The sequence below is a fragment of the Nocardioides pinisoli genome, from assembly GCF_024199985.1.
Lineage (GTDB): Bacteria > Actinomycetota > Actinomycetes > Propionibacteriales > Nocardioidaceae > Nocardioides > Nocardioides pinisoli.
Map to the genome: position 1 here is coordinate 334539 of NZ_JANARS010000003.1, position 25677 is coordinate 360215.

The following is a 25677-nucleotide window of genomic DNA, read 5'->3' on the forward strand; positions in this document are numbered from 1 at the left end:
AGGGGCATTTCCGCGTGCCGGAATCCCCCTCACGCACCGCTCCTCATGAGCTCGCCGGTCGTACGACGTCAGCGCGGGATGACCTTGTGGGTGCCGTCGCACCAGGGCAGGCGGCTGGACTTCTCGCAGCGGCAGAGCGCCACCACGGGACGGTCGACCGTGTGGACGCGGCCCTCGAGGTCCTGCACCGACTCGGCGCCGCGGAGCAGCATCGGTCCGTGCGGGACCAGGACGACGTCGGGGTGGTCGAAGTCGCGGTCTTTCACCGCTGCTCCTCCCAGGTCGCGAGCATCGCCGTGGCGAAGCGGGCCTCGACGTCGAGGCAGGTGAAGGCGCCGAAGAGGATCTCGGCGGCCTGGTCGGGCTCGTCCTCGGCGAGGGTGCCGCAGATGTCGCGGGCGGCGAGGTGCTCGTGGATCGCGTCGGCCTCGACGTGCTCGTCGTAGTAGGCCGACATCGGTCCGTCGAGCCCGAGCCGCTCGAGGCCCTGCACCATCTTGCGCGAGGGCAGTGAGCTGGTCATCTCGAACGCCGCGAGGTGTCCCATCGCCGCCCCGCGCAGCCGGCGGTGCAGGCCGAAGATGGAGCCGGCGTTGTTCATCTCGAGGTTCTCGGTGGTCGCGTCCTCGACGTAGGCGCCGTACTCCGCCCGCAGCCCGACGGCCTCGAGGCCGCGCGCGAACAGGTGGGAGTGGAGCCGGTTGGGGTCGCCGTCGCCGTACTCGTCGAACTGCAGCGCCATCAGCGCCGCCTTGGCCCGCACCGGCAGGCGCGGGACGACGAAGGCCGACGGGTCGGACTCCTTGAGGTGGTAGACCGAGCGCTGTCGCAGCAGCTCCAGCACCTGGTCGCGGTCGGCGCGACGGCGGACGTGGTCGGCCAGCGACGGTCCGTCGTCCGCGGCGACGAGGTCCTCGAGCGCGGTCGGTACGTCGGCCGCAGCGGGCGCGGCCGAGGAGGCCGGCGAGGTGGGCGAGGCCGACCACCGCGCTCGGAGCCGCTCCTCGAGCGCCTCCTCGAGGTCACGTCGTACGCCGAGGAGCTCGGGGTCCCACTCGGCGCGGTCGTCGGCGTCCTCGAAGCCGCGGAACGACAGCTCGTGCAGCGTCCAGAGCGAGATCGACTCGTCGTCCCACGAGTCGGCATCCGGAGCCGAGCCGGTAAGCCCCGGCTCGGCTAGCCGGGCGACGAGCCACTCGCTCAGCCCGCCGCGCGGCTTGGGCAGCCTCACGGCCGGAACACCACCTTGACCATGCCGTCCTCCTTGTCGCGGAACTTGCGGTAGGCCTCGGGGGCGTCGTCGAGAGGCAGGTGGTGCGTGGCGAACGACTCGACGCCGAGCACGTCCTCGTCCTTCTCGAGCAGCGCGAGGATGTCGTCGCTCCAGCGCCGGACGTTGGCCTGGCCCATCCGGATCTGCACCTGCTTGTCGAAGAGCTCGAACATCGGCAGCGGGTCGGTGGGGGCGCCGTAGACGCCGGAGATGCTGATGGTTCCGCCGCGGCGCACGCCGTCGATGGCGCTCAGCAGCGCGGCGAGGCGGTCGGCGCCCACGTTGAGCATGACCTTCTCCTGGACCTTCTTGGGCAGCAGGCCGAGCGCCTTCTGGGCGGTCTCGGCGACCGGCGAGCCGTGGGCCTCCATGCCGACGGCGTCGATCACCCCGTCGGCGCCCCGGCCGTCGGTGAGCTGACGGATGGCGTCGCCCACCCCGTCGACCTCGGTGAAGTCGATCGTCTCCGCACCCCGGCCGTGGACACGGGCGAGCCGCTCACGCATCGAGTCGACGACGATGACCCGCAGGCCGCGGTGCAGGGCGATCCGGGCGGCCATGTCGCCGATCGGACCGGCGCCGACGACCGCGAGGGTGCCGCCCGGCTCCACGTCGGCGTACTCCACGGCCTGCCACGCGGTGGGCAGCACGTCGGAGAGGAAGAGGAAGCGGTCGTCGGTCGGGCCGTGCGGCACCTTGATCGGAAGGGTGTCGCCGAACGGCACCCGCAGCAGCTCGGCCTGGCCGCCGGGGACCTGCCCGTAGAGCTTGCTGTAGCCGAACAGGCTCGCGCCGGTTCCGGTGTCCCGGTTCTGGGTGGTCTCGCACTGGCTCTGGAGGCCGCGGGTGCACATCCAGCAGGTGCCGCAGCTGATGTTGAACGGCACCACCACGCGGTCGCCCGGCTCGAGGGTGGTCACGGCCGAGCCGACCTCGCGCACGATGCCCATCGGCTCGTGGCCGACGACGTCACCGGCCGCCATGAAGGGCGTCAGCGGGTCGTAGAGGTGCAGGTCCGAGCCGCACAGCCCGGTCGACGTCACCTCGACGACGATGTCGGTGCGCTCCTCGATGACCGCGTCCGGGACCTCCTTGACCTGCATGTCCTGCTTGCCCTGCCACGTGACTGCCTTCATCGAACGGTGACCTCCTCGGTCGTCATGCTGAGTACGGAACGCGTGCACAGCCAGTGCCCCGGACAGCGCCGTCCATGCGCCCCCGAGAGGCGTACGCGTCACACCGGGCCCTGCATGGGCGCGAGTCCGTCGGGGAACCAGAGGGCCCCGACCTGGAGGTGCCCCGTGTCCGACGGCGTACGCCGGCTCCTGGGCGCCGACGTCGCCGTCGGGATCACGGGTGTCGGGGGCCCCGGCCCGCAAGAGGACTGCCCCGCAGGCACGGTCCACCTCGTCGTGGCGACCGAGGCGGGCACGCGCGAGCTGCACACCTGCCTGCCCGGGGACCCCTCCGAGGTCGTCGCCGCGGCGACGACCCTGGCCCTCGACGAGCTGGCACGCGAGCTCGAGAGCCGGCCGCCCCGCAGCCCGGCTGTCGGGTGAGGGGTCTGATGGGCCGGTCCGGCGCAGGACGTCGGGACGCCGCCGTGTGCGCCGGCGCACTGGCGGTGACGGGCCTGCTGGCCGACGTCGCCGGACGGCACCCGCACGCCGACCTGGTCGTCTTCGCCGCCGTCAACCACCACGGCGGCGAGCACGCGGGCCTGCGGGTGCTCCAGCAGGCTGGGACGCCGTCGGCGGAGCCGCCTCGGCACGGGCGTCGCCGCCGGTCTGCGGGCGCTCGTCGGTCGCTGGAAAGACGCTGGTCGGACGCTGCGAGGAGCAGGTTGCGAGGCCCCCCGTTCGGTGGCACCGTGGAGGAACGGCAGCCTCGAGAACCCGACCCCCATCGAACGAGGTGTCCCATGGACGACGTCTTCGGAGGCCAGCTGGCCGACGCCGTGCGTGAGCTCGACGCCCAGGCCGATCCACCGCACACCCTCGAGCGGCTGGTGCAGATCACGCCGGAGTTCTTCAGCGCCTGCGACCACGTGGGCATCTCGCTCGTCGAGCGTGACCAGATCCGCACCCCCGTCGCCACTGACGAGCGGCTGCGACAGCTCGACGAGAAGCAGTACGAGCTGGGTCAGGGCCCGTGCCGCGACGCGATCCGGGAGCACGAGGTCGTCGTGGTCCACGACCTCGCGACCGATCCGCGGTGGCCGGCGTGGGGTCGTGCGATGGTCGCCGAGCTCGGCATCCGCTCGAGCGTCAGCTTCCGGCTCTTCACCCGCCCCGACCGCACGTGGGGGGCGCTCAACGTCTACTCGACCCAGCCGGGCTCCTTCGGCGACGAGGACGTGAGCCAGGGCAGGACGATCGCGGCCATGGCGGCCGTCGTGCTCGCGCGCTCGATCAACGACGAGCAGCTCACCCGTGCGCTGGAGACCCGCACCGTCATCGGCCAGGCGATCGGGATGGTCATGGAGCGCTACGACCTCGACGCGGACCGCGCCTTCGACGTGCTGCGGCGTCTGTCGTCGCAGGAGAACATCAAGCTGCGCGACCTCGCCGCCGAGCTCGTCGCCACCCGCGACATCCCCAGCGGGCGCACCCCCGCGGTCGACTGACCCGCCCGTTGGCAGGTGGCGGCTGCCCGTCGGCGTCTGTGACCCTCGGAGCATGGACGACCAGCCCTCCCCCGAGCACCGCCGGCCCGAAGGGGTCACCGACGAGACCGTCGAGGCGGTCGGCAAGGTCTCGGCCGCCCTCGACCACGTCGAGGACGCCCGTGGCCACCTCTACGCCTTCCACCGCCTCATGGGCAGCGCCGAGTCCACCTTCGAGGAGGCCGAGGCGCTGGTGCGCGAGGCCGGCCACGAGGACCTCGCCGACGCCCTGGACCGCGACGTGCTCGGGCAGAACCCGCTGCCGGGCATGTGGTCGTTCCAGATGGTCGAGGCCTTCGACGACGGCTTCTACGCGCGCACGAAGGGCCTCCACCAGCGCATCATCGACGAGCTGACGGCCGGCCGGCGCCACGTCTTCGAGGCGGAGATGAAGGAGCTGCGCCGCACCCGCGGGCGGGAGGGCCACGAGGCCAAGCCCGCGGACGTCGAGGGCGACCCCGAGTACGACGACTGAGGCGCGCGCCTCAGCCGCGGAGCTGCGGCAGCACGTCGGACCCGTAGGCCGCGATCATGTCGGCGTAGTGCGGGCCCATGTTGGCGACGTAGACCTCGTCGAAGCCGGCGTCGACGAACGGCGCGTAGGCCTCCACGTGCGCGGCGACGTCGGGACCGAAGGCGCCCTTCTCGGCGAACGCCTCGCGCGTGACCAGCTCGCTCGCCTGCTCGAAGTGCTGCGGGCTCGGCAGCACCTGGCTGAGCTCGCCCGGCACACCGGAGTTGGGCCACCGCTCGAAGGCTGCGTCGATCGCGTCGTCGCGCGTGGGTCCCCAGGCGACCTTGAAGCCCGCCTGCGTGAGGGCGTCGGCACCCTTGGCCGCGCGGAACGTCTCCACCGACTCGGCGTCGGGCTGGGTGGTGATGAAGCCGTCGGCGATCCGGCAGGCCACGTCGAGCGCCTTCGGACCGAAGGCGCTCATGTAGATCGGCGGGGGCTGGTCGGGCAACGTGTAGATCCGCGCCGTGTCGACCGTGTAGTGCCGGCCCTCGCGGGACACCACCTCGCCGGTCCACAGCTGACGGATGACCTCGACGGCCTCCTCCAGCATCTCCAGCCGCAGCTCGGTGTGCGGCCACCGGTCGCCGAGGACGTGCTCGTTGAGCGCCTCACCGGTGCCGACGCCGAGGGTGAACCGGCCCTCGCCGAGCAGCACCGCCGACGTCGCCGCGGCCTGCGCGACGATCGCCGGGTGGGTGCGCACGGTCGGGCAGGTGACCGCCGTGGTGACGGGGAGGTCGCACACCTGGGCGACCGCCCCGATCATCGACCAGACGAAGGGCGACTGCCCCTGCGCGTTGGTCCACGGGTGGAAGTGGTCGCTGATCCAGAGGCTGTCGAAGCCGGCGCGCTCGGCCAGCCGCGCCTGCTCGAGCAGCTCGTCCGGGGCGTACTCCTCGCAGGAGAGGAAGTAGCCGAAGCGGGTCATCAGCGCGCAGCGTGCACCGGCACGCGGGCCCTGCTCTGCTCGGGCTCGGGCGACATGAGCAGCCCGTGCTGGATCGCCCAGAGCACCGCCTGCGAGCGCGAGGTGACCTCGATCTTGGAGTAGGCGCCGCGGATGTAGGACTTCACCGAGTTGATGCTGAGGTTGGTCTCCTCGGCGATGTCGCGGTTGGCCTTGCCGGCGGCGATCATCGAGAGGACCTCGGTCTCGCGCTGGGTCAGCGGCCACTTCTCGGCCGCGGCCTTCTCCGCCTCGGCCTGACCGGTCCACGCGTCGACCACGACGCGACCGTCGGCGATCTGCAGCAGGTTCCACACCAGGCGACGGGCCGGGAGCCACTTGCTGACGAAGCCGGCAGCGCCGCGCGACATCTCGGTGGAGACCGCCTCGGGGCTGCAGTCCCAGCCGAAGGCGACCATGCGGGTCGGGAAGCGCTGCGGGGCGGGACGTACGCCGGCGGAGCGGCGGTGGGGTTCGTAGAGCGTCAGGTCGCACAGCGGAGCCGGACCGTCGGCCCGGTGCGCCACCACGGTGACCAGCGCGGAGTGCGGCTCGAGCATGGCGCGCAGGCCGTGGACGACGAGCTCGCTCTCCTCCATGATCGCCACCTTGACGTGGCGGGTGACGGGGGCTGTAGGTCGTTGCATGGCCCGCAGTACCCCGATGGGCGGGTCGCATACGCCCCGCGATGGTGTAGGTCTACGCCAGCAGCACCCGGGCCACGCACGCCGCCTCCGACTCGGAGACGCCGGCCCGCTCGGCCGCCTCGCTCAGCAGCACGGCCGCCATGTCGGTGGTCACCGCCATCCGCGCGGCGACCAGTCCCACAGCGACGTCGACGAGACGCTGCTCACGCATCCGCTCGGGGGCCTCCTGCGCGCGCCGCAGCGTCTCGAAGCCGAGGTCGGCGTTGGTGACGGCCCCGGCCTGCCAGGCGCCGAGGGCCTCGACGAGCCCGTCGATGCGGTCCCGGAACGCGTAGGCGGTCGAGGCGTAGAGGTCGATGTTGAGCACGGCGCGGCCGTGCTCCACCACCGGGAGGCACACGGTGCTCGCGATCGCGCCGAAGGCCCGCTCGCGGGCCGTGTCGGCCCAGTCCAGCTCGTCGAGGGGATGCACCGCCGCCGGGCGTGCTCCGGCGTCGCGGGTCTCGTCGCGGGAGTCGTCGCGGCCCTCGTCGTGGCGCGGCGCGTCGGTCGCAGCCCTGTCGACCAGGGTGAACGTCAGGTCCTCGTCGAGCAGGGTGACGCTGAGGGCGACGCAGTCGGGCACCGAGCGCACGGCCCAGCCCTCGATCACCCGCAGCAAGCCCTCCATGTCGTCGACCGACGTGGTGACGTACTCGTCCAGGGCCTCCCGACTCTGAGGCAGCAGCTCCATGACGATCCCCTCGACACATTCGTGTTGCCTGAGCCTCGATGGTCCTCTGCCACCCCGGGCCACACCACACCCGCCGGGGCGGCCACCTCCGCGCGCGCATGGGGCACTGCAGGTCGGGGTACGTCGCTGCCGTGACCACGGAGACCCTCCACCATCCCGTCGTCGTCCTCGACCTGGACGGCACCCTGGTCGACTCCGTCTACCAGCACGTCGTCGCCTGGCACACCGCCTTCCACGACGTCGGCCTGCACGTCAGCGCCGTCCGCGTCCACGAGGCCATCGGGATGGGCGGCGACCGGCTCGTCGCCCACGTCGCCGGCGACCCGGCCGAGGCGGCCGTGGGCGAGGACGTGCGCAAGCTGCACGACGACTACTTCCGGACCCAGCTCAGATCGGTGTGCGCCCTCGACGGCGCCGCCGACCTGGTCGAGGCGCTCGCCGGGCACGGGCACCGGCTCGCGCTGGTCAGCTCGTCGGAGAGCGACCTGGTCGACGACCTGCTCGAGCTCCTCGACGTACGCCGCCACCTGACCGCGGTCGTGACCGGCTCGGACGACGCGGCGACCAAGCCGGCGTCCGACATGGTCGAGCTCGGGATCGAGCGCGCCGGCGGCGGCGCGGCGATCGTCGTCGGCGACGCGGTCTGGGACGCGCTGTCCGCCGAGGCGGCCGGGGTGCCGTGCGTCGGGCTGCGCAGCGGCGGCATCTCCGCCGAGCGGCTCACCTCCGCCGGTGCGTCCTGGGTCTACGACGGTCCGCGCGACCTGCTCGACCACCTCGAGGACGGACCGCTGCGGTCCCACTGACGCCCCTCTCGCCCCGTTCCTGCGACGGGGCCGGACGTCGTGGTCGACCGGGCGCTCCATCGACCCTCGGGCGACGTACGAAACCCGCCGGAGTCACCTCACACGGCGTACGGGAGGTCGAGACCGGCGGGTCTCGCGCTGGCCGCCGGGATCGTGGCGGGACGACCCCGACGTGACGGGGATGTACCCCCTAGGGGTGCACCACATACGCCCCTGTCGAACGTCTCCTGCTCCGCCGTCCGAGGCCGGCTACTGATCACCTCGCGACCGGGGTACGGGACACGCGTTCCGAGATGTCCCCCCGCACCCCACCGCAGGAGATGAGATGACTCCGTCCGACGACCGGTCGCAGGAGCCCTGGACCGACCCGCAGACCCACCTCGACACCGACCCGGTCAACGCGGGGGACCCGGTGGAGGAGGACGAGCACGAGGAGGAGGACGAGTCGTGACGTCGCTCTGGCTCGACCGGGCCACGCCGGTCGCCGACGACCCCCTGCCCGGGTCGGGCGAGGCGCTGGACGCCCTCGTCGTGGGCGCCGGGCTGACCGGCCTGACGACCAGCCTCCTGCTCGCCCGCGCCGGTCTGCGCGTCGCGTGCGTGGAGGCGCGCCACGTCGGCGCGGTCACCACCGGCCGGACGACCGGCAAGGTCTCGCTGCTCCAGGGCACCCACCTGTCCCGGATCCGGCGTCACCAGTCCGCGGACGTCGCGGCGGCCTACGTCGACGCCAACCGCGAGGGCATGGAGTGGCTGCTGCGCTTCTGCGACGACCACGGCGTGCCCTTCCAGCGGCGCACCGCGGTGACCTACGCCGCCGACGAGCAGGAGCGCTCGTCGGTCGAGCAGGAGCACGAGGCCGCGTCGTCCCTCGGCCTGCCGGTCGCGTGGCGCGACACCCTCGACGTGCCGTTCCCGCACGTGGCGGCCACGACGCTCGCCGACCAGGCGCAGCTCGACGCCATGGACGTCCTCGGGGCGCTCGCCGAGCAGCTGCGCGTCCACGGCGGCACGCTGCACCAGGGACACCGCGTGCGGTCGGTCTCCAAGGGCGGCCGGCCGACCGTCCGCCTCGAGGGCGGGGAGACCCTGACCGCCGAGCACCTGGTGCTCGCCACCGGGACCCCGATCCTCGATCGCGGCTTGCACTTCGCGCGGCTCGAGCCGCAGCGCTCCTACGTGCTCGCCCTCGACGGCGCCGGCCCGATGGAGGGGATGTACCTCTCGGCCGGCTCCGACGCCCGGTCGGTGCGTGACGCCCCGGGCGGCACGCTCGTCGTGGGTGGCGCGGGGCACGTCGTGGGGCGTACGGACTCCCACCTCGCCCACCTCGAGACCCTGCGCGCGTGGGCGGCGAAGTGGTACCCGGCCACCACCGAGACCCACCACTGGTCGGCCCAGGACTACAGCAGCCCCGACGGGGTGCCCTACGTCGGCCCGCTGCGGCGGGGAGGCGACCGGATCCACGTCGCCACCGGCTACGAGAAGTGGGGCATGACCAACGCGGTGGTCGCCGCGCGCGCGATCTCCTCCGACATCCTCGGCGACATGCCGCCCTGGGCGCAGGCGCTCAGCGGCCGGACCCCCACGGCGTCCAACGCTGCCGAGGTGGCCCGGATCAACCTCGGCGTCGGCGCGGCCGTCGTCACCGGCGCCGTGCGGACGGCGCGCGAGCGCCTCCCCGGGACGACCGGCCCGGCCCAGGCCGCCGCGTGCGGCGTCGTCGGCGTCTGCACCCACCTCGGCGGGCTGCTCAAGTGGAACGACGCCGAGGAGACGTGGGACTGCCCGCTGCACGGCTCGCGGTTCTCCCCGGACGGGGCCGTGCTCGAGGGTCCGGCGACCCGGCCGCTGCTGAAGCGCTCGGGCACCGCCGCGAAGGCCGGAGACCAGGTGGAGTGATGTCGCAGCTGCGCCGCGTGCTGCTGCTCGTCGCAGCTGCCGTCCTCCTCACCGGGTGCGGGTCGGTGGTCCCCGACGACTTCCCGGCCGACCCCGACGGCACCCTCGACCGGGTGCGCAGCGGCGGCGTCCTCCGGGTCGGGGCCTCACCCCGGCCCGGATGGGTCGACGTGGCCGGCGAGTCGCCGGCCGGCCGCGAACCCCGCCTGGTGACCGGCTTCGCCGACCACCTCGCGGTCGACGTCGAGTGGACCGTCGCCGGGGAGGAGGAGCTCGTCCGGTTGCTCGAGGACGGCGAGATCGACCTCGCCGTGGGCGGCTTCACCGACACCAACGCGTGGGTCGACGAGGTCGGCCTGACCCGGCCCTACACCGAGGTCGAGGCCGCCGGGACGACCGGGGCGCACGTGATGATGGTGCCGATGGGCGAGAACGCCCTCATGTCGGAGCTCGAGCGCTGGCTCGACACGCAGCCCAGCGCCGGCGGTCGCCCATGAGCCGCGTCGACGCGACCCGCGGACCCGAGGGGTCCGAAGGGGCCGAGGGGTCCGGCGAGTCCGGCTACCGGTTCGGGCACACCGAGCTGCCTCCGGCGCAGGCTGACGCGCTGCGCCGCGCCAAGCGGCTGGAGGTGGTCACCTTCCTCTACATGCTCACCTGCGTCACGGTGGTCTTCGCGACGGCCGGCAGCTCGCAGGCGATGAAGACGGCGTGGGTGGAGGACTCGCTGGCGCTCGTGCCGCCGTTGGCCTTCCTCGTCGCCGTCCGGCTCGGTCGTCGGCGCCCCACCGCCGACCACCCCTACGGCTTCCACCGGGCCACCGGCGTCGGCCACCTGACGGCGGCCATCGCACTCCTGAGCGTCGGACTGCTGCTGGCCGTGGACTCCGCCATGGGCCTGGTGCGCGGCGAGCACCCGCCGATCGGCACGGTCCGCCTGCTCGGCCACACCGTCTGGGCCGGCTGGCTGATGGTGGCCGCGATGGTCTACACCGGCATCGGCCCGTTCGTCCTGGGCCGGATGAAGCTCCCGCTCGCCGAGCAGCTGCACGACAAGGTCCTCTACGCCGACGCCGACATGCAGAAGGCCGACTGGATGACCGCCGCCGGCACCATCGCCGGCGTGCTCGGCATCGGCATCGGCCTCTGGTGGGCCGACTCCGGCGCGGCGTTGCTCATCTCGTTGTCGATCGTCCGCGACGGCTGGACCAACCTGCACTACGCGACCACGGCGCTGATGGACGAGCGCGCGCGCACCTTCGACGACGAGCGCCCGCACCCGCTCACCCGCCAGGTCGACCAGGCGCTGGCCAACCTGTCCTGGGTCGACGACAGCCGCAGCCGGGTGCGGGACCAGGGCCACGTCTTCCACGTCGAGTCGTTCGTGCGTCCGCTGTCCGGCCGGACCCCGACGCTCGACCAGCTCGAGGCGGCGGCCGACGTGCTCCGCGAGCTCGACTGGAAGGTGCACGACGTGGCCGTCGTACCGGTGCGCGACCTGCCCGAGACGATCCCCGACCCGGGCTAGCGGTTCGCGCAGACCAGGTCGGCGGACAGCGCCGCCTCGGCCGACAGCTCGGCGTCGGGGCCGCACACCAGCTCGAGCGGGTCGGCCGCCCGCTCGACGGTGGCCACGGCCTCGTCGAACGCCGGGACCACGTCGCCGCACGCGTGCTCGAGGCCGATGCGGGTCAGCGCGGAGGTGGACAGGTCGCCGCTGAGTGCCAGCTCGACGGCCCAGTCGCCGGCGTCGGTGCGGACGCAGTCGGCGGCCGCAGCCTGCTGCAGGGCGGCGAAGTCGAAGGTGTCCGTCCCGAGCTCCGCCTCCAGCGCCGCCTGCCAGTCCGCGAGGACCTCGGCGTGGGCCGCCTCGGCCTCGGCGCGCGCGGTGGTGCCAGTCGCGTCGGCCTCTCCGCCGCACGCGGAGAGCGAGGGGACGAGCAGCACGGCGAGAAGGGCGAGGACGGCGGGGCGGAGGCTGGGAGCGCGCATGACGGGCAGGCTAGGAGTCGCGAGCGAGACCCGTCCGGCGTTTGTTACCGATCAGTACGTGACGCTCGACTCACTGCGCTGCCGGGTGGTCAGCAGGCGCGCGGCGAGGAACCCGCCGACGGCGCCGAAGAGGTGCCCCTGCCACGAGACGCCCGGCTGGCCGGGCAGGACGCCGAGCAGCGCGCTGCTGTAGAGCAGGAAGACGGCGACCCCGATCAGGATCTCGGCGGTGCGGCGGTTGAGGAAGCCGCGCACGATGAGGTAGACGATCCAGCCGAAGATCAGCACCGAGGCACCGGCGTGGGTGCTGCCCGGCTGGGCGAAGAGCCACACCCCGAGACCGCCCACGACCCAGATGATCGCCGTCGCGGCGAGGCCACGCGCGACGCCGGTGGCCAGGGTGAGGAAGCCCAGCACGAGGACCGGCACGGTGTTGCTCACCAGGTGGTCGAAGCCGAAGTGCAGCGTCGGGGCCAGCGCCACGCCGACCAGCCCGTCCTCGCTGCGGGGCTGGACGCCGTACGCGTCGAGCGGGTTGCCCGTCGCGGCGTCGAAGATCTCGAGCACCCACAGCAGCACGACGAACCCACCCGTGACGAGCGCGGCGCCCTTCCACGCGGGCTCGCGAGCCGTGGTCTGCATGCCCTTCATCGTGACACCCGACGCGAAACGGGCCGTGCTCCGTCGGCCGCCCTCAGTCCTCGTCGGGCCCCGGTCAGGACCTGCGCGCGGCCACCTCGGGAGGGAAGCCGCCGGTCGACACCGTGCCCCAGCGGGTCGGAGTGATCCGCAGCAGCGACTTGCCCTGGTCGACCATCGCCTGCCGGTACTCCTCCCAGTCGGAGTGCTCGCCGGCGATGTTGCGGAAGTACTCCACGAACCCGTCGAGGGCCTCCTCCCCGTCGCTGGCGTCGAGCACCTCGCACGTGCCGTCGACCTGCACCCAGGCGTCGTCCCAGTCGTCGGAGAGGACGACGACGGAGACGCCGGGCCGCCGCCGCGCGTTCCGCGTCTTGGCGCGCTGCGGGTAGGTGGCCACGACGATGCGGCCGCTGTCGTCGACTCCCCCGGCGACCGGAGACGCTTGCGGGCTGCCGTCCGCGCGCTCGGTGATGAGCAGCATGCGGTGCCGCGGGCGTACGAACTCCAGCAGCTCGTCGAGCCCGACCTCGGTGTTCGTCGCGATGTTCGCCATGGGGTCGAGGCTAGCGAGGGCGCCGGCGGCGAGGGCTGTGGCACACCAAGAAGGCAGTTCACGACCGGCGGGGCCCGGCCGAGCGTGGCTTCCGCCTCCGGCACCGCGAACTGCCTGCCGAGGCGCCGGGCGGCGCGGCCAGCGCGGGCTCAGCCGCCGACGACCGGCTCTCCCCCGACCCACACGCGCTCGACCGTCGCCGCCCCGACCTCCTCAGGGGCGTCGAAGGGGTCCCGGTCGAGCAGCACGAGGTCCGCGACCGCGCCGGGGGCGACCATCCCGGCGTCGTCGCGGTGGCACACCCACGCCGACCCGGAGGTGTACGCCGCGAACGCGACCTCGAGCGACAGGGACTGGCCGGGGAGGAACGGCTCGCTCCCGGCCCGCCCGGGCTCCCCGTGGGCCATCCGGTGCACGGCGACGTGGACGGCCTCGAGGGGGTTGGGGGTGCTGACGGGCCAGTCGCTGCCGGCGACGAGCCGCGCGCCGGCGCGGTGGAGGTCGCCGAAGGGATACTGCCGCGCCGCCCGCTCCTCGCCGAGGAACGGGATGGTCAGCTCGACCATCTGGTCGTCGAGGCACGCCCACAGCGCCTGGATGTTGGCCGCCACCTGCAGCTCGGCGAAGCGAGGCACGTCGTCGGGGTGGACCAGCTGGAGGTGGGCGATGTGGTGCCGGTGCAGCGGCTGGGTGCCCTCCATCGCGTCGAGCGCCTCCCGCACGCCCCGGTCGCCCAGCCCGTGGACGTGCACCTGGAAGCCCTCCGCGTCGAGGGCCGCCACGATGCTGCGGAGCGCGACCGGGTCGACGAACGAGAGCCCCGTGTTGGTCGTCGCGTGGCCGCACCGGTCGAGGTAGGGCTCGACGAGCGCCGCGGTCCCGTTCTCGGCGACGCCGTCCTGCATGATCTTGACCGAGGTCGCGGCGAAGCGCCCGTGCGAGTACGCCGCCCGCTTCTGCACCAGCTCGGCCACCTGCTCCAGGCCGCGCTCGCGCTCCCACCACAGCGCCCCGACCACCGTGGCGACGAGGTCGCCCGACCGGGCCGCGCGCAGGTAGGTCGGCCCGGTGTCCTGCATCCCGGCGTAGGCGCCGACGATCGCGTCCTGCCAGCCGGTGATGCCCAGCGACAGGAGGTGGCGCTGCCCCTCGAGCAGGCCGGCGTGCAAGGCGTCGGCGTCCGGCACCGGCAGCACCGACAGCACCAGGTCCATCGCGCCCTCGTGGAGCACGCCGGTCGGGTCGCCGGCGTCGTCGCGCTCGACGCGCCCGTCGGCCGGGTCGGGGGTGTCGCGCGTGATGCCGGCGACCTCGAGCGCGCGGCTGTTGACCCACATGCCGTGGTGGTCGCGGTTGACCAGCGCGGCCGGGCGGTCGCCGACGACGGTGTCGAGCTCGGCCGCGGTCGGGAGGCCGCCGGGGAAGGCGGCCATCGCCCACCCGCCGCCCTGCACCCAGTCGAGGGCGGGGTGGGCGGCGGCGTAGGACGCCACGTGCGCGCGGTAGGCCGCGCGGTCGACCGGCAGCTCGCTGAGGTCGCAGGTCATCCGCTCGAGCCCGCCCTGCACGGGGTGCACGTGCGCGTCGGTGAAGCCCGGCAGGAGCAGCGCCCCGCCGCAGTCGACCACCTCCGCGCCGGCCGTACGACGATCTCCGCCGACCGCGGCGACCCTGCCGTCGCGCACCAGCACGTCGCCGACGTCGCCGAGGTGGCGGAAGCCGTCGAAGACCCGGGCGTTGGTCAGGACCGTCTCGCGCATGGCCCCATCGTGGCGTCAGCGCCCGGCTGCGGCCACTGCCGGCCGGTCGCTCGGCGCGGGCGGCACCCGGGCCGGGCGCAGTGCGACGAGCACCCCGGCGAGCAGGAGCGCACCACCGCCGAGCTCGGCGAGGTTGGGCCGCTGGCCCAGCAGCAGCCACGCCGAGGCCATCGCCACCACGGGCGCGAGCAGCACCCACGGCACCACCGCGCTCGAGGGCCACCGCGCCAGCAGGCTGTTGAAGATGCCGTAGCCGACCAGCGAGGCCAGGCCCGCGGTGTAGAGGGTGGACACCACCGCGGTCCACGAGAGGTCACCCAGCGCCCCGGCGACCGCGGCCGGGCCGTCGACCACGAGCGACAGCGCCAGCAGCGGGATCGGCACCACCAGCGCCGACCACACGGTCAACGACAGCCCACCCGGCACCCGTGCGGCCCGCGCCACGACGTTTCCGACCGCCCACGACAGGGCGGCCAGGAGGCAGAGCAGCAGCGCCGCGAGCGGCACGTGACCGCCGCGCCCGGCTCCCACGACGACCAGGCCGGCGACGCCCACCGCGAGGCCGATGACCTGCGTGCGCGTCGGCACCTCCCGCAGCACGCCGGCGGCGATCAGCACGGTGAAGACGACCTGCGCCTGCAGCACGAGGGCTGCGAGGCCCGGCGGCATCCCGGCAGCCATCGAGACGTAGAGGAAGCCGAACTGGCCCAGGGACATGAACGCCCCGACCGCGATGATGCTGCGCCACGGGGCGTCCGGCCGCGGCACGAGGAAGACGGCGGGGACGACCACGGCGGTGAAGCGCAGCGCGACGAAAAGCAGGGGCGGCACGTCGGCCATGCCCCACTCGATGACGACGAAGTTGACGCCCCAGATCGCCGCGACGAGGGCTGCCAGGACGGAGTCTCGGACGTTCACCCGAGAAGTCTGGGGCCGGCCACCATGAAGCACCAGCAACGCTTTGTGCGCTTCTCGATGTAGCGTCGCTTCATGATCGACATGAGCGCACTCAGCAGCCTGCGGGCCGTCGACCTGCACGGGAGCGTGGTGGGAGCCGCCGACGCCCTCGGCTTCACCCCCAGCGCGGTCTCGCAGCAGGTCAAGCGGCTCGAGCGCCAGACGGGTGTCGACCTGCTGGAGCGAGTGGGCCGCGGCGTCGTGCTGACCGACCACGGTCGCCGGCTCGTCGACGACGGGGCGCACCTCCTCACCGCGCTGGAGGAGCTGGAGTCGGGCCTCCGCCGCGACACCGGGCGCGTCGCCGGACGGCTGCGCGTGGCGGCCTTCTCGACGGCGATGCGCGGGTTGGTCGCCCCCGTGGTGCGCGACCTCCACGACCGTCACCCCGACCTCACCCTCGCGCTCACCGAGCACGAGCCGTGGGACGCCGTCGACCTCGTGGCCTCCGGCCAGCACGACCTCGGGGTCGTGCACAGCTGGGGCGACGTGCCGCTCGACATCCCGGCGCACGTCGTCGCGGTGACGGTGGCGCGCGACGTCGCCGACGTGATCGTGCCCCGCGGCCACCAACTCGCGGGCCGGACGCGGGTCTCGCCGCGCGACCTGGTCGACGAGGACTGGGTGGCCACCCCGAAGGGCACCATCTGCCGCGAGTGGCTGACCCGGATGTACGACGGCACCGGGCGCACACCGCGCATCGCGCACGTCGCCCTGGAGTTCGACTCCCACCTCGCGCTCGTCGCCGCGGGCCTCGGCATCGCACTGGTCCCCCGCCTCGGCCGCCGGCCGCTGTCGGACGAGGTGGTCGCGGTCGCCGCGCACCGGCCCGTCCCGACCCGGCAGATCACCGTGGTGCACCGCAGCTCGATGAGGGACTCGCCGGCGGTGGTCGCCGTCGTCGACGCCATGCGCGCCCGCGGCCGCGCTCTCGCCGGCTGAGGGAGTAGCGGCGCGGGGCCCTCAGCCGCGCAGGCTGCGCTCGTGGAGCGCGCGGATGCGGTCGTCGTACGGCGACACGGGCCCGTGCACCTGCACGCCCGGCGCGACGTCGGTGACCGGCAGCGCAGCGACGGGCGCGGCGGGCAGGCCCCACTCCGTGCGCCACTGCACGAGCTGCGCGGACGAGGCGGCGCAGACGATCGGACCCAGCCCGACCCAGGCGTGGCCGGCGGCGCACATCGGGCAGTGCTCGCCGGAGGTGTAGACGACGCAGCCGGCCCGCTCGTCGACGGCGACGTGGGCCGCTGCCCACTGCGCCAGCTCGAGCTCGGGGTGCGCCGTCTCGTCACCGCTCGTGGTCTCCCGGTTGCGGCCGGTGCGCAGGACGGTGCCGGACGCGTCGACCAACACCGAGCCGAAGGCGGAGTCGCCCGCGTCGAGGGCCTCCTCGGCCAGGCGGAGGCACAGCTCGAGGTGGTCGGCGGCGCCCGGCAGGTCCGGCAGGTCGTGTGGCATGGGCCCAATCTCTCCGATCGGGCCCGCGCCGACAAGCGGCCCGGCCGGCACCCCTTCGGGCGGTCTGTGGCTGCGGGCGGCTGCCTACTGTCGTGGCATGACCACCGTGAGCCGCACGTTCGACGTCCACCCGCAGCCCGCCGTCGTCCTCGACTACCTCAAGGACTTCGGCAACGCCGAGGAGTGGGACCCCGGCACCGAGTCGTGCACGCGCCAGGACACCGGCCCCGTGCAGGTGGGCTCCACGTGGCACAACGTCTCGAAGATCGCCGGGGTGTCGACCGAGCTGACCTACACGCTCCAGCAGCTGACCGACGACACGATCGTCCTGGTCGGCCACAACGACACCGCGCGGTCGGTCGACACGATCACCGTCGTGCCGAGCCCCGACGGCCCGGGCAGCCGCATCACCTACGAGGCCGTCATCGAGCTCAAGGGTGCCGCCAAGATCGCCGATCCGGTGATGAAGATCGTCTTCGAGAAGATCGGCAGCGACACCGAGGACGACATGACCACCGTCCTCAACCGTCTCGCCGCCTGACGCCCCACGTCGTACTCTCGCTCCTACACGAGCGGAGGCACCATGACCGGAGGCGACGAGCGCTACAACGCCGCAGGGCGCCTGCGGGGGTCGGTCTACGACGCCGAGATGGAGCGGCTGCAGGAGCAGCTGGTGCTCCTGCAGTACTGGATCCAGTCGCAGGGCCTGAAGGTCCTGGTGATCTTCGAGGGTCGCGGCTCGGCCGGCAAGGGCGGGGTGATCAAGCGGATCACCGAGCGCACCAGCCCGCGCACCGTGCGGATCGCGGCTCTGCCCAAGCCGACCGAGCGCGAGCGCAGCCAGTGGTACTTCCAGCGCTACGTCGAGCACCTGCCGTCCGCCGGCGAGATGGTCCTGTTCGACCGCAGCTGGTACAACCGCTCCAACGTCGAGTGGGTGATGGGCTTCTGCACCGAGGACGAGCACCAGGAGTTCCTGCGCAGCTGCCCGGAGTTCGAGCGGATGCTGGTGCGCTCGGGGACCGTGGTGCTGAAGTACTGGTTCTCGGTGAGCGCCGAGGAGCAGCTGCGTCGCTTCGAGGCCCGCAACGCCGAGCCCCTCAAGCGGTGGAAGCTGTCGGAGATGGACCTCGCCGAGCGCGAGCTCTACGTCCGCTACTCGATGGCGAAGGACACCACCTTCCAGTACACCGACATCAAGCAGGCGCCCTGGTACGTCGTCCCGTCCGACGACAAGCGCGCCGCACGGCTCAACTGCATCAGCCACCTGCTCTCGCAGTTCGACTACGAGGACGTGGCGCCGCCCCCGGTCGAGCTGCCGGAGATCCGCGACATCCCCTACGTGCGTCCGCCCATGCACGAGCAGACGTTCGTGCCGCAGCTGTTCTGACCGCTGGCGTCAGCAGCAGCGTCCGCTGCCCGGCAGGTGCTCGCGCTCGTCGTCGCGCCGTCGCTCGAAGTCGCGACGCGACATCGGCGGCTCACCGACGGCGGAGCACTCCGCGAGGTAGTCGTCCCACTTGGCCTCCCCGGTGAGCTCGCGGACCCGGCGGCGCAGCGTGCGGGCGATCTCCAGGACCTCGGTCATCGGTGGCTCCCCACCTCGGTCCCACGTCCTTCTGCCTCCCACCGACGCACGGCCTCCTTCTCCTCGGGGGTGGCGAGGAAGTCGGACGGCTGGACCAGGTGGGACTCGTGCCACGGCACCTCGGTGGTCGGCAGGCCGCCGGCACGGAGCGCGCGGATCCAGATGACGAAGGCGTTGACGACCACCACGAGCACCAGCAGCGCGAAGAGCGCCTGCAGGGTGCCGTTGACGGTGGAGTTGAGGACGATCTGCTCCATCTGGTCGACGTCGGTCGCGGGGGCCAGCAGCTCGCCGGCGTCCAGCGCGTCGGCGTAGCGCTCGCGCTGCGTGAAGTAGCCGATGGCGGGGTTGTCGGAGAAGACCTTCTGGTAGCTCGCCGTCATGGTGGTGACGAGGTCCCAGGCCAGGCCGATCCCCGGCACCCACGCCCACTTCACCTTGCCGTGCTTGATCAGCAGCGTGACGCAGAGCGTCAGCGCGATCGCCGCCAACAGCTGGTTGGCGATGCCGAAGAGCGGGAAGAGCTGGTTGATGCCGCCGAGGGGGTCGGTCACGCCGACGTAGAGCATGTAACCCCAGAGCCCGACCACGACGGCGCTGGCCGACCAGGAGGCCGGCTTCCAGGAGAGGTCGGCGTACTTGGGCCACATGTTGCCGACGGTGTCCTGGAGCATGAAGCGACCGACCCGGGTGCCGGCGTCGACGGCGGTGAGGATGAAGAGCGCCTCGAACATGATCGCGAAGTGGTACCAGAAGGCGGCGAGCCCGCCGCCGAACGCCTCGGTGAAGATCTGGGACATGCCGAGGGCGAGCGTCGGTGCGCCACCCGTGCGGGAGATGAGCGTCTGCTCCTCCACCGCCGCGGCAGCCGCGGTGAGCTGGTCGGGCGTGATGGTGAAGCCGAGCCCTGCCACGAACTCGGCCGCGGTGGCCGGGTCGGCCCCGGTCGCGCCGGCCGGGCTGTTCATCGCGAAGTAGAGGCCCGGGTCGATCACGCAGGCGGCGATGAGGGCGCTGATGGCGACGAACGACTCCATCAGCATGCCGCCGTAGCCGATCATCCGGACCTGGCTCTCCTTGGCCACCATCTTGGGGGTCGTGCCCGAGGAGATGAGGGCGTGGAAGCCCGACAGCGCACCGCAGGCGATGGTGATGAAGACGAACGGGAACAGCTTGCCGGCGAACACGGGGCCGGTGCCCTCGCGTGCGAAGTCGGTCACGGCCTCCTGCTGCAGGACGGGCGCGGCGAGCACCAGCCCCACGGCCAGCAGGACGATCACGCCGATCTTCATGAACGTGGAGAGGTAGTCGCGCGGGGTGAGGAGCATCCAGACCGGCAGGATCGAGGCGATGAAGCCGTAGAGGACGAGACCGAGGGTCAGCTGCTCCTTCGAGAGGGTCAGCGCCTCCTCCAGGCCCATCTGCTCCACGTAGCCGCCGCCGATGATCGCGAGCATCAGCAGGGCGACGCCGATGGCGGTGACCTCCGAGACGCGGCCGGGGCGCAGCACCCGCAGGTAGTAGCCCATGAACAGGGCGATCGGGATCGTCAGGCCGATCGAGAAGACGCCCCACGGCGACTCGGCCAGGGCGTTGACGACCACCAGCGCGAGCACCGCGAGGATGATGATCATGATCGCGAAGACCGCGATCAGCGCGGCGACGCCACCCACGACGCCGATCTCCTCGCGCACCATCTGTCCGAGGCTCTTGCCGTCGCGGCGCATCGAGAAGAAGAGGACCACCATGTCCTGCACGGCGCCGGCGAAGATGACACCGACGATGATCCAGATGGTGCCGGGCAGGTAGCCCATCTGGGCAGCGAGCACCGGACCGACGAGCGGACCGGCCCCGGCGATGGCGGCGAAGTGGTGGCCAAACAGCACGTGGCGGTGGGTGACGTCGAAGTCACGTCCGTTGTCGTGCCGCTCGGCCGGCGTGGCCCGGGTGTCGTCGACCCCCAGCACCCGGTTGGCGATGAAGCGGGCGTAGAAGCGGTAGGCGATGGCGTAGGAGGACAGCGCCGCGAAGAGGATCCACAGCGCCGACACGTCCTCGCCGCGGGAGAGCGCGAGGACGGTCCAGCAGACGGCGCCGACGACGGCGACCGTCCCCCAGATCGCGATGGACTTCGCACTCATGCGTCGCTGACCGCCCGGCGATGCCGGTGATGGAGGCGTGGACGTCGACTGGGTGGACATGGAGCGGCTCCTCGGTCCTCAGGCGCGCCCCGGCGGGCCGCGGGCCTTCACCTGATGGGTACCCCCGTCACCGGCCTCACCGCAAGGTCCCCAGGGGTAGCGGCGCGGCGGCGGGCGCATCCTGCCGGACCATCGTCCGGCAACGCCCGACCGGCCCGCATCAGTGCCACCATGGCCCCATGGAGGTCGAGCTCGCCGAGGTCCGGGACTTCCTGGCCGACCACGCGCCGTTCGACCGGCTGCCCGCCGCGGAGCTGGCGGAGCTGCCCCGGCGTTGCACCATCCGCTACGCCCGGCGCGGCAGCGTGGTGCTCGAGGTGGGCGAGCGCGGCGACGGGCTCTACGTCGTCCGCTCGGGCGCGGTGGAGGTGCGCGACGAGACCGGTGAGCTGGTCGACCGGGTCGGCACCGGCGAGGCCTTCGGGATGAGCTCGCTCCTGGAGCACCGGCCCACGCGCTACCGCTGCACCGCGGTCGAGGACACCCTGCTGCTGGTGCTCGAGCCCGCCGCCTTCGAGGAGCTCACGCGCGCGCATCCTGACGTCGCGACCTTCTACGCCGCCACGCACCACGCGCGGCTGTCCCGGGCGATCGGCAACCTGCAGCGGGCGACGTCCGGCAGCACCGCGCTCGGCACCCGGGTGCGCGACCTCCTCACCCGCGAGCCGGTGACGACCACCCCCACGGCGACGGTGCGCGACGCCGCGGCCGCCATGTCGGAGGCCGGCGTCTCCTGCATCCTCGTCGTCGAGCACCTCGCCCTCCTCGGCATCGTGACCGACCGCGACCTGCGCAACCGCGTGCTCGCCGCTGGCCTCCCGCCCGACAGCCCGGTGCGGCCGGTGATGACGCCCGATCCCGTGACCCTGCCCGACGACGCGCTCGCCTTCGAGGCGCTGCTGGAGATGGTGAGCCGCGACATCCACCACCTCCCGGTCGTCGACGAGACCGGGCGACCGGTCGGCCTGGTGACCACCACCGACCTGGTGCGGCTGGAGAACGCCAACCCCGTCTACCTCGCCGCGGAGATCGGCGGCCAGCCAACGCTCACCGGCGTCGTGGCGGAGGCGCCGGGCATCCACGCCGTCCTCGGGCAGCTCGTCGAGCGCGACGTCAGCGCCGCGGACATCTCCCGGGTGGCGACCGCGCTGGGCGACGCCGTACGACGCCGCGTGGTGGCGCTGGTCGAGGCCGAGCTGGCCGGTGAGGGGCTGGGGCCGCCGCCGGTGCCCTACAGCTGGGTCGTGCTCGGGTCGGTCGCGCGGGACGAGGAGGGGTTCACCGCCGACCAGGACCACGCGATCGTGCTGGGCGCGGAGCCCGGCGAAGACGGTGCCGCGTGGTTCGCCGCGCTGGCCGAGCGGGTCACCGCGGTGCTCGAGCAGTGTGGCTGGCCGCGCTGCCCGGGGGACATGATGGCCACCAATCCGCAGTGGCGCCTGACCGTGCCGCAGTGGCGCCGGCTGCTCGCCGACTGGTCGCGCGAGCCGCAGCCCGACGCGGTCCTGCACACGGCGGTCTTCCACGACATGCGCCACCTCGCCGGCGACCCCGGGCTCACCGAGCAGGTGCACCTGGCGTCGGTCTCGACGGCCTCCCCGCGCCTGCTCGGCCACCTGTCCCGGCAGGCGCTCGCGATGCGGCCGCCGCTCGGCTTCTTCCGCGGCTTCGTGGTGGAGCGCCACGGCGAGCACCGCGACACCTTCGACATCAAGCGGCCGATCTCGGCGGTGGTCCAGCTGGCCCGCATCTACGCCCTGCGCTCCGGCTCGCCGGCGCTCTCGACGCGGCGCCGGCTCGCCGCTGCGGCGGCCGCCGGGACGATCGACCAGGACACCGCGACCGAGCTCACCGACGCGCTCGAGCTGATGTCCTACCTGCGCCTGCACCACCAGGCGGCGCAGGCGCGGTCGGGCCGCACCCCCGACAACTTCCTCCGTCCGGCCGACCTCACCCAGCGGCAGCGCCGCCACCTGCGCGACGCCTTCGAGATCGTGCGCTCGGCGCAGCAGCGCCTGTCCAGCCACCTGCCGCCGGGGTTCGAGTGAGGGCGCGGCTCCCCGTCCTGCGTCGCTCCCGTCGTCCCGACCACTACCCGCCGGGCCCGCTGCGGGACCTCGCGGCGGCTCCCCCGCCGCCCGGGTCGACGCCGGTGTCGCAGGTCGAGCTCCTCGCGCTCGACCTCGAGGCGACCGGGCTCGACCCGCGCACCGACCACGTCCTGGCGCTCGGCTGGGTGCCGGTCGTGCGCGGACGGGTGCTGCTGGCCGAGGCCGAGGAGCACCGGGTCCGCCCGCCCGCCGGCGTGGACGTCGGCTCCTCGGCGACGCTGCACCACCTGACCGACGACGCGCTCTCCGGCGCGGAGGCCCTGCCCGACGTGCTGCCGCTGCTGCTCGGGGCGCTGCACGGCCGGGTCCTGCTCGCGCACCACGCCCCGGTCGAGGTCGGGCTCGTCGGTGCCGCGGCCATGACGTCGTACGGCGCCCGCCCGCCGCTCACCGTCGTCGACACCCTGGCCGTCGAGCACCGCCTGCGGGCCGACGTGCACGGCGAGGTGTGGGGATCGCTGCGGCTGGACGCGGCCCGCCAGACCTACGGGCTCCCCCGCTACGCCGCCCACCACGCCCTGACCGACGCGATCGCCGCCGCAGAGCTGCTGCTCGCCCAGGTCGCGGAGCTGGAGGTCCGGCTGGGCCGCGAGGTGCTGCTGCGAGACTTGTCGCCCAAGCGGTCCGGATGACAGGAGAGGCGTGGGCTCCCACCACCACCATCACCGTCGCGCGCCCGCGGACGGGTCCCGGCTGCACCGGACCGCCGCCCTGCTCGTCGTGGCCCCGCTCGCGCTGCTCACCGTGGTCGCGCTGGCGTGGCTGTGGCCGCCGTCGTCGGCGGTCGAGCGCGGCGAGGGTGCCGCTCCCGAGCTGACGGGCCAGGTCACCGAGGTGCTGCCCGAGCCGTGCCCCGACGGCACGCCCGAGGACGTCGAGCGGTGCGGGCAGGTGGAGGTCGCCCTCGACGACGGTGACGAGGTGACGGCACCGCTGCCCGGCGGGCTCGGCGCGCCCGACGTCGAGGTCGGCCAGGACGTGGTGCTGATCCGCAGCGAGACCCCGGACGGGGCGTCGTACGCCGTCGTCGACCACCAGCGCGAGACCGGGCTGTGGCTCCTCGCGCTCGCCTTCGTCTTGGCGCTGGTCGCCTTCGGCCGGTGGCGCGGGGTCGCCGCGCTGGCGGGACTGGCGGCGACGTTCGGGATCCTCGCGGTCTTCGTGATCCCGGCCATCCTGGCGGGCAGCCCGCCGCTGCTGGTGGCCGTCGTCGGGTCCTCCGCCGTGGTGCTGGTGGTGCTCTACCTGACGCACGGCTTCGCCCTCACCACGACCATGGCGGTCCTCGGCACGCTGACCAGCCTGGCGCTGACGGGGGTGCTCGCGGCCGTGGCCGTCGGAGCACTCCACCTGACCGGCGTCACCGACGACCTGTCCGCTTCGGTCGGCACCTCGCAGGGCATCGACGTGCGGGGCCTGCTGCTCGCCGGCATCGTCATCGGCTCCCTCGGCGTGCTCGACGACGTCACGGTGAGCCAGGCGGCGACGGTCGCCGAGATCTCCCGGGCCGACCCGTCGTCGGGGTTCCGCGGGCTCTTCCGCGCCGGCAGCCGTGTCGGTCGCGCGCACGTGGCGTCGGTCGTCAACACCATCGTGCTGGCCTACGCCGGGGCGTCGCTGCCGCTGCTCGTCCTGATGGTGGCCGACAACGGCTCGCTCACCGCCGTGGTGCCCAGCCAGGTCGTGGCCCAGGAGATCGTGCGCAGCGCCGTGGCCACCATCGGCCTGGTCGCGGCCGTGCCGGTCACCACGGCGCTCACGGCGTGGGCGCTGCGCAACCGGGAGCCGGTCCAGCGCTGACGCCGCGGGCGCCTCGGTCGTCAGGCGTCGCTGACGTCGAGCAGCACCTTGCCGACCGCGCCGGCCTCGACGGCCGCGTGGGCCTCGGCCGCCTGCTCGAGCGGGAAGTGGTGCAGCGGGAGCCCGTGGTCCTCGCCGACCCCGAACGCGCCGTCGGCGACCGCGGCCGCGACGTCGTCGGCCGCCGCGCGTAGCGCAGCCTGCCCGACCGTGTAGAGCAGCACCCACTGGAAGCGGGCGTTGGTCGAGAAGGTCTCACGGATGCTGAGGGTCACCTCGTCGCCGCCGTTGTTGGCGTAGATCGCGACGGTCCCGCGCGGCTTGACGAGCCGCACGTCGTCGCGGAGGTTCTGCGCGGGCGCCACCTCGACGACGATGTCCACGCCGTCCGGGGCCAGGCCGCGGACGGCGTCGACGGTGTCGCCCTCGCGGTAGTTCACCGTGTGGTGGGCACCGGCGGCGGTCGCGAGGCGTGCCTTGTCGTCGCTGCTGACGGTGGCGATGACAGTCGCCCCCGCCCAGCGTGCGAGCTGGATGGCGGCGTTGCCGACCGCTCCGGCCCCGCCGGCCACGAGCACCGTCCGTCCGGCCAGCGCGCCCGGGGCGAGCCGGTCGGGGCCGCCCTCGGAGGTGGTCAGGGCGCGGTGGGCGGTGATCGCCGGGACGCCGAGCGAGGCGCCCACGTCGTACGACGCCCCCTCGGGCAGCGCGGTCAGGTGCTCGACGGGCAGCACGACCAGCTCCTGGGCGGTGCCGCCGGGGCGCTGGTGCTGCGCCAGCATCGTCCAGACCCGGTCGCCCACCGCGAGGCCCTCGACGCCGGGACCGACGGCGTCGACGACGCCGGCGCCGTCCTGACCGGGCACGACCTCGGGGAAGGCGAGCTCGCCCATGCCGCCGGCGCGGAACTTCCAGTCGGTCGGGTTGACCCCGGCCCGGACGATCCGCACGCGGACCTCACCCCGGCCCGGGTCGGCCGGCTCGCGCTCGACCACCTCGAGGACCGAGCTGTCGCCTGTCTGGGTGTAGACCACCGCACGCATCGCTTCTCCTTCGTCGGGGACGTCTGGTGTGCGTCAACGCACGCACGCCGCCGACTATGCCCCGCGCCGCGGCTGCCCGGCCA

29 protein-coding genes are annotated in these 25677 nt (G+C 73.3%); 14 read left to right on the plus strand and 15 right to left on the minus strand.

Going from position 1 to position 25677, the window contains the following annotated elements; genetic code table 11:
* Positions 1-68: 68 nt before the first annotated feature.
* From NCI01_RS08685 to NCI01_RS08695, 3 genes are read right to left on the minus strand one after another with little or no spacing between them, the layout of a single operon-like run.
* Positions 69-266: a CDGSH iron-sulfur domain-containing protein gene (locus tag NCI01_RS08685; RefSeq protein WP_254181077.1), complete on the minus strand. Its 198-nt coding sequence runs from the start codon at positions 264-266 to the stop codon at positions 69-71.
* Positions 263-1231 carry an iron-containing redox enzyme family protein gene (locus NCI01_RS08690; RefSeq protein ID WP_254181078.1) on the minus strand — a complete coding sequence of 323 codons (969 nt, stop codon included), beginning with the start codon at positions 1229-1231 and terminating at the stop codon, positions 263-265. The genes NCI01_RS08685 and NCI01_RS08690 overlap by 4 nt, the downstream gene beginning before the upstream one ends.
* Positions 1228-2409 (minus strand): zinc-dependent alcohol dehydrogenase, encoded by a 1182-nt coding sequence (locus tag NCI01_RS08695; RefSeq protein WP_254181079.1) that lies wholly within the window; start codon positions 2407-2409, stop codon positions 1228-1230. Before NCI01_RS08695 ends, NCI01_RS08690 begins: the two co-directional genes overlap by 4 nt.
* Positions 2410-2574: 165 nt before the next feature.
* Here NCI01_RS08695 and NCI01_RS08700 point away from each other — a divergent pair, with 165 nt between their 5' ends.
* The 3 genes from NCI01_RS08700 to NCI01_RS08710 all read left to right on the plus strand — a co-directional run bounded on the left by NCI01_RS08700 (position 2575) and on the right by NCI01_RS08710 (position 4413).
* Positions 2575-2832 (plus strand): CinA family protein, encoded by a 258-nt coding sequence (locus NCI01_RS08700; RefSeq protein WP_254181080.1) that lies wholly within the window; start codon positions 2575-2577, stop codon positions 2830-2832.
* A gap of 362 nt (positions 2833-3194) precedes the next feature.
* A complete protein-coding gene (locus NCI01_RS08705) occupies positions 3195-3899 on the plus strand; it encodes a GAF and ANTAR domain-containing protein (RefSeq protein WP_254181081.1) in 705 nt (234 codons plus the stop codon).
* 52 nt (positions 3900-3951) lie between these two features.
* A complete protein-coding gene (locus tag NCI01_RS08710; protein WP_254181082.1) occupies positions 3952-4413 on the plus strand; it encodes a hypothetical protein in 462 nt (153 codons plus the stop codon).
* 10 nt (positions 4414-4423) lie between these two features.
* Here NCI01_RS08710 and NCI01_RS08715 read toward each other — a convergent pair whose 3' ends face one another.
* The 3 genes from NCI01_RS08715 to NCI01_RS08725 are packed head-to-tail and all read right to left on the minus strand — an operon-like array spanning position 4424 to position 6781.
* The gene (locus tag NCI01_RS08715; RefSeq protein WP_254181083.1) at positions 4424-5383 is read right to left on the minus strand and encodes a TIGR03557 family F420-dependent LLM class oxidoreductase; all 960 of its coding nucleotides are present in this window, start codon (positions 5381-5383) and stop codon (positions 4424-4426) included.
* On the minus strand, positions 5383-6048 hold the full coding sequence (locus tag NCI01_RS08720) for a helix-turn-helix transcriptional regulator (RefSeq protein ID WP_254181084.1): 666 nt from the start codon (positions 6046-6048) through the stop codon (positions 5383-5385). Before NCI01_RS08720 ends, NCI01_RS08715 begins: the two co-directional genes overlap by 1 nt.
* A 52-nt stretch (positions 6049-6100) precedes the next feature.
* Positions 6101-6781: a hypothetical protein gene (locus NCI01_RS08725; RefSeq protein WP_254181085.1), complete on the minus strand. Its 681-nt coding sequence runs from the start codon at positions 6779-6781 to the stop codon at positions 6101-6103.
* Positions 6782-6912: 131 nt separating this feature from the next.
* Here NCI01_RS08725 and NCI01_RS08730 point away from each other — a divergent pair, with 131 nt between their 5' ends.
* The 5 genes from NCI01_RS08730 to NCI01_RS08745 all read left to right on the plus strand — a co-directional run bounded on the left by NCI01_RS08730 (position 6913) and on the right by NCI01_RS08745 (position 11017).
* A complete protein-coding gene (locus NCI01_RS08730) occupies positions 6913-7587 on the plus strand; it encodes an HAD family hydrolase (RefSeq protein ID WP_254181086.1) in 675 nt (224 codons plus the stop codon).
* 325 nt (positions 7588-7912) lie between these two features.
* Positions 7913-8038 (plus strand): hypothetical protein, encoded by a 126-nt coding sequence (locus tag NCI01_RS22150; protein ID WP_302181764.1) that lies wholly within the window; start codon positions 7913-7915, stop codon positions 8036-8038.
* Positions 8035-9489 carry an FAD-dependent oxidoreductase gene (locus NCI01_RS08735; RefSeq protein WP_254181087.1) on the plus strand — a complete coding sequence of 485 codons (1455 nt, stop codon included), beginning with the start codon at positions 8035-8037 and terminating at the stop codon, positions 9487-9489. The genes NCI01_RS22150 and NCI01_RS08735 overlap by 4 nt, the downstream gene beginning before the upstream one ends.
* The gene (locus tag NCI01_RS08740) at positions 9489-9986 is read left to right on the plus strand and encodes a transporter substrate-binding domain-containing protein (RefSeq protein ID WP_254181088.1); all 498 of its coding nucleotides are present in this window, start codon (positions 9489-9491) and stop codon (positions 9984-9986) included. Before NCI01_RS08735 ends, NCI01_RS08740 begins: the two co-directional genes overlap by 1 nt.
* The gene (locus NCI01_RS08745; protein WP_254181089.1) at positions 9983-11017 is read left to right on the plus strand and encodes a cation efflux transmembrane domain-containing protein; all 1035 of its coding nucleotides are present in this window, start codon (positions 9983-9985) and stop codon (positions 11015-11017) included. The genes NCI01_RS08740 and NCI01_RS08745 overlap by 4 nt, the downstream gene beginning before the upstream one ends.
* On the opposite strand, the gene NCI01_RS08750 is transcribed toward NCI01_RS08745, so the two are convergent.
* From NCI01_RS08750 to NCI01_RS08770, 5 genes are all read right to left on the minus strand, one after another.
* Positions 11014-11481, minus strand: coding sequence for a hypothetical protein (locus tag NCI01_RS08750; protein WP_254181090.1), 468 nt, complete (start codon positions 11479-11481; stop codon positions 11014-11016). The two genes, NCI01_RS08745 and NCI01_RS08750, sit on opposite strands and share 4 nt — an antisense overlap.
* Positions 11482-11532: 51 nt before the next feature.
* Positions 11533-12123, minus strand: a complete 591-nt coding sequence (locus NCI01_RS08755; RefSeq protein ID WP_254181091.1) for a rhomboid family intramembrane serine protease — start codon at positions 12121-12123, stop codon at positions 11533-11535.
* Positions 12124-12196: 73 nt separating this feature from the next.
* Positions 12197-12676: a PPOX class F420-dependent oxidoreductase gene (locus tag NCI01_RS08760; RefSeq protein ID WP_254181092.1), complete on the minus strand. Its 480-nt coding sequence runs from the start codon at positions 12674-12676 to the stop codon at positions 12197-12199.
* Positions 12677-12825: 149 nt separating this feature from the next.
* Positions 12826-14436: an amidohydrolase gene (locus tag NCI01_RS08765; RefSeq protein ID WP_254181093.1), complete on the minus strand. Its 1611-nt coding sequence runs from the start codon at positions 14434-14436 to the stop codon at positions 12826-12828.
* Positions 14437-14451: 15 nt separating this feature from the next.
* Positions 14452-15354: an EamA family transporter gene (locus tag NCI01_RS08770; RefSeq protein WP_254181094.1), complete on the minus strand. Its 903-nt coding sequence runs from the start codon at positions 15352-15354 to the stop codon at positions 14452-14454.
* 72 nt (positions 15355-15426) lie between these two features.
* On the opposite strand from NCI01_RS08770, the gene NCI01_RS08775 reads away from it, so the two are divergent.
* The gene (locus NCI01_RS08775; RefSeq protein WP_254181095.1) at positions 15427-16335 is read left to right on the plus strand and encodes a LysR family transcriptional regulator; all 909 of its coding nucleotides are present in this window, start codon (positions 15427-15429) and stop codon (positions 16333-16335) included.
* 21 nt (positions 16336-16356) lie between these two features.
* On the opposite strand, the gene NCI01_RS08780 is transcribed toward NCI01_RS08775, so the two are convergent.
* Positions 16357-16851 carry a nucleoside deaminase gene (locus NCI01_RS08780; protein ID WP_254181096.1) on the minus strand — a complete coding sequence of 165 codons (495 nt, stop codon included), beginning with the start codon at positions 16849-16851 and terminating at the stop codon, positions 16357-16359.
* Between the two features lie 97 nt (positions 16852-16948).
* Between NCI01_RS08780 and NCI01_RS08785 the strand changes: the two genes are divergently transcribed.
* Complete coding sequence (locus tag NCI01_RS08785; RefSeq protein WP_254181097.1) at positions 16949-17392, plus strand: SRPBCC family protein; 444 nt, start codon at positions 16949-16951, stop codon at positions 17390-17392.
* Positions 17393-17434: 42 nt separating this feature from the next.
* Positions 17435-18241: a polyphosphate kinase 2 gene (gene ppk2, locus NCI01_RS08790; protein WP_254181098.1), complete on the plus strand. Its 807-nt coding sequence runs from the start codon at positions 17435-17437 to the stop codon at positions 18239-18241.
* A 9-nt stretch (positions 18242-18250) separates the two neighbouring features.
* Here ppk2 and NCI01_RS08795 read toward each other — a convergent pair whose 3' ends face one another.
* Positions 18251-18439, minus strand: coding sequence for a CstA-like transporter-associated (seleno)protein (locus NCI01_RS08795; protein ID WP_254181099.1), 189 nt, complete (start codon positions 18437-18439; stop codon positions 18251-18253).
* Complete coding sequence (locus tag NCI01_RS08800; RefSeq protein ID WP_254181100.1) at positions 18436-20580, minus strand: carbon starvation CstA family protein; 2145 nt, start codon at positions 20578-20580, stop codon at positions 18436-18438. The genes NCI01_RS08795 and NCI01_RS08800 overlap by 4 nt, the downstream gene beginning before the upstream one ends.
* A gap of 239 nt (positions 20581-20819) precedes the next feature.
* Between NCI01_RS08800 and NCI01_RS08805 the strand changes: the two genes are divergently transcribed.
* From NCI01_RS08805 to NCI01_RS22675, 3 genes are read left to right on the plus strand one after another with little or no spacing between them, the layout of a single operon-like run.
* Positions 20820-22688, plus strand: coding sequence for a putative nucleotidyltransferase substrate binding domain-containing protein (locus tag NCI01_RS08805; protein ID WP_254181101.1), 1869 nt, complete (start codon positions 20820-20822; stop codon positions 22686-22688).
* Positions 22685-23383 (plus strand): exonuclease domain-containing protein, encoded by a 699-nt coding sequence (locus NCI01_RS08810; protein ID WP_254181102.1) that lies wholly within the window; start codon positions 22685-22687, stop codon positions 23381-23383. Before NCI01_RS08805 ends, NCI01_RS08810 begins: the two co-directional genes overlap by 4 nt.
* Positions 23384-23393: 10 nt before the next feature.
* The gene (locus tag NCI01_RS22675; protein WP_254181103.1) at positions 23394-24551 is read left to right on the plus strand and encodes a YibE/F family protein; all 1158 of its coding nucleotides are present in this window, start codon (positions 23394-23396) and stop codon (positions 24549-24551) included.
* 20 nt (positions 24552-24571) lie between these two features.
* Here NCI01_RS22675 and NCI01_RS08820 read toward each other — a convergent pair whose 3' ends face one another.
* Complete coding sequence (locus NCI01_RS08820) at positions 24572-25594, minus strand: NADPH:quinone reductase (RefSeq protein ID WP_254181104.1); 1023 nt, start codon at positions 25592-25594, stop codon at positions 24572-24574.
* Positions 25595-25677: the final 83 nt, after the last annotated feature.

What these genes read in the sequence shown, in the direction of transcription:
- NCI01_RS08695 (WP_254181079.1), bottom strand. Translation starts at nt 2,409, where the DNA reads ATGAAGGCAGTCACGTGGCAGGGCAAGCAGGACATGCAGGTCAAGGAG.
- NCI01_RS08705 (WP_254181081.1), top strand. Translation starts at nt 3,195, where the DNA reads ATGGACGACGTCTTCGGAGGCCAGCTGGCCGACGCCGTGCGTGAGCTC.
- NCI01_RS08710 (WP_254181082.1), top strand. Translation starts at nt 3,952, where the DNA reads ATGGACGACCAGCCCTCCCCCGAGCACCGCCGGCCCGAAGGGGTCACC.
- NCI01_RS08715 (WP_254181083.1), bottom strand. Translation starts at nt 5,383, where the DNA reads ATGACCCGCTTCGGCTACTTCCTCTCCTGCGAGGAGTACGCCCCGGAC.
- NCI01_RS08720 (WP_254181084.1), bottom strand. Translation starts at nt 6,048, where the DNA reads ATGCAACGACCTACAGCCCCCGTCACCCGCCACGTCAAGGTGGCGATC.
- NCI01_RS08725 (WP_254181085.1), bottom strand. Translation starts at nt 6,781, where the DNA reads ATGGAGCTGCTGCCTCAGAGTCGGGAGGCCCTGGACGAGTACGTCACC.
- NCI01_RS22150 (WP_302181764.1), top strand. Translation starts at nt 7,913, where the DNA reads ATGACTCCGTCCGACGACCGGTCGCAGGAGCCCTGGACCGACCCGCAG.
- NCI01_RS08740 (WP_254181088.1), top strand. Translation starts at nt 9,489, where the DNA reads ATGTCGCAGCTGCGCCGCGTGCTGCTGCTCGTCGCAGCTGCCGTCCTC.
- NCI01_RS08745 (WP_254181089.1), top strand. Translation starts at nt 9,983, where the DNA reads ATGAGCCGCGTCGACGCGACCCGCGGACCCGAGGGGTCCGAAGGGGCC.
- NCI01_RS08750 (WP_254181090.1), bottom strand. Translation starts at nt 11,481, where the DNA reads ATGCGCGCTCCCAGCCTCCGCCCCGCCGTCCTCGCCCTTCTCGCCGTG.
- NCI01_RS08755 (WP_254181091.1), bottom strand. Translation starts at nt 12,123, where the DNA reads ATGCAGACCACGGCTCGCGAGCCCGCGTGGAAGGGCGCCGCGCTCGTC.
- NCI01_RS08760 (WP_254181092.1), bottom strand. Translation starts at nt 12,676, where the DNA reads ATGGCGAACATCGCGACGAACACCGAGGTCGGGCTCGACGAGCTGCTG.
- NCI01_RS08765 (WP_254181093.1), bottom strand. Translation starts at nt 14,436, where the DNA reads ATGCGCGAGACGGTCCTGACCAACGCCCGGGTCTTCGACGGCTTCCGC.
- NCI01_RS08775 (WP_254181095.1), top strand. Translation starts at nt 15,427, where the DNA reads ATGATCGACATGAGCGCACTCAGCAGCCTGCGGGCCGTCGACCTGCAC.
- NCI01_RS08780 (WP_254181096.1), bottom strand. Translation starts at nt 16,851, where the DNA reads ATGCCACACGACCTGCCGGACCTGCCGGGCGCCGCCGACCACCTCGAG.
- NCI01_RS08785 (WP_254181097.1), top strand. Translation starts at nt 16,949, where the DNA reads ATGACCACCGTGAGCCGCACGTTCGACGTCCACCCGCAGCCCGCCGTC.
- ppk2 (WP_254181098.1), top strand. Translation starts at nt 17,435, where the DNA reads ATGACCGGAGGCGACGAGCGCTACAACGCCGCAGGGCGCCTGCGGGGG.
- NCI01_RS08795 (WP_254181099.1), bottom strand. Translation starts at nt 18,439, where the DNA reads ATGACCGAGGTCCTGGAGATCGCCCGCACGCTGCGCCGCCGGGTCCGC.
- NCI01_RS08800 (WP_254181100.1), bottom strand. Translation starts at nt 20,580, where the DNA reads ATGAGTGCGAAGTCCATCGCGATCTGGGGGACGGTCGCCGTCGTCGGC.
- NCI01_RS08805 (WP_254181101.1), top strand. Translation starts at nt 20,820, where the DNA reads ATGGAGGTCGAGCTCGCCGAGGTCCGGGACTTCCTGGCCGACCACGCG.
- NCI01_RS08820 (WP_254181104.1), bottom strand. Translation starts at nt 25,594, where the DNA reads ATGCGTGCGGTGGTCTACACCCAGACAGGCGACAGCTCGGTCCTCGAG.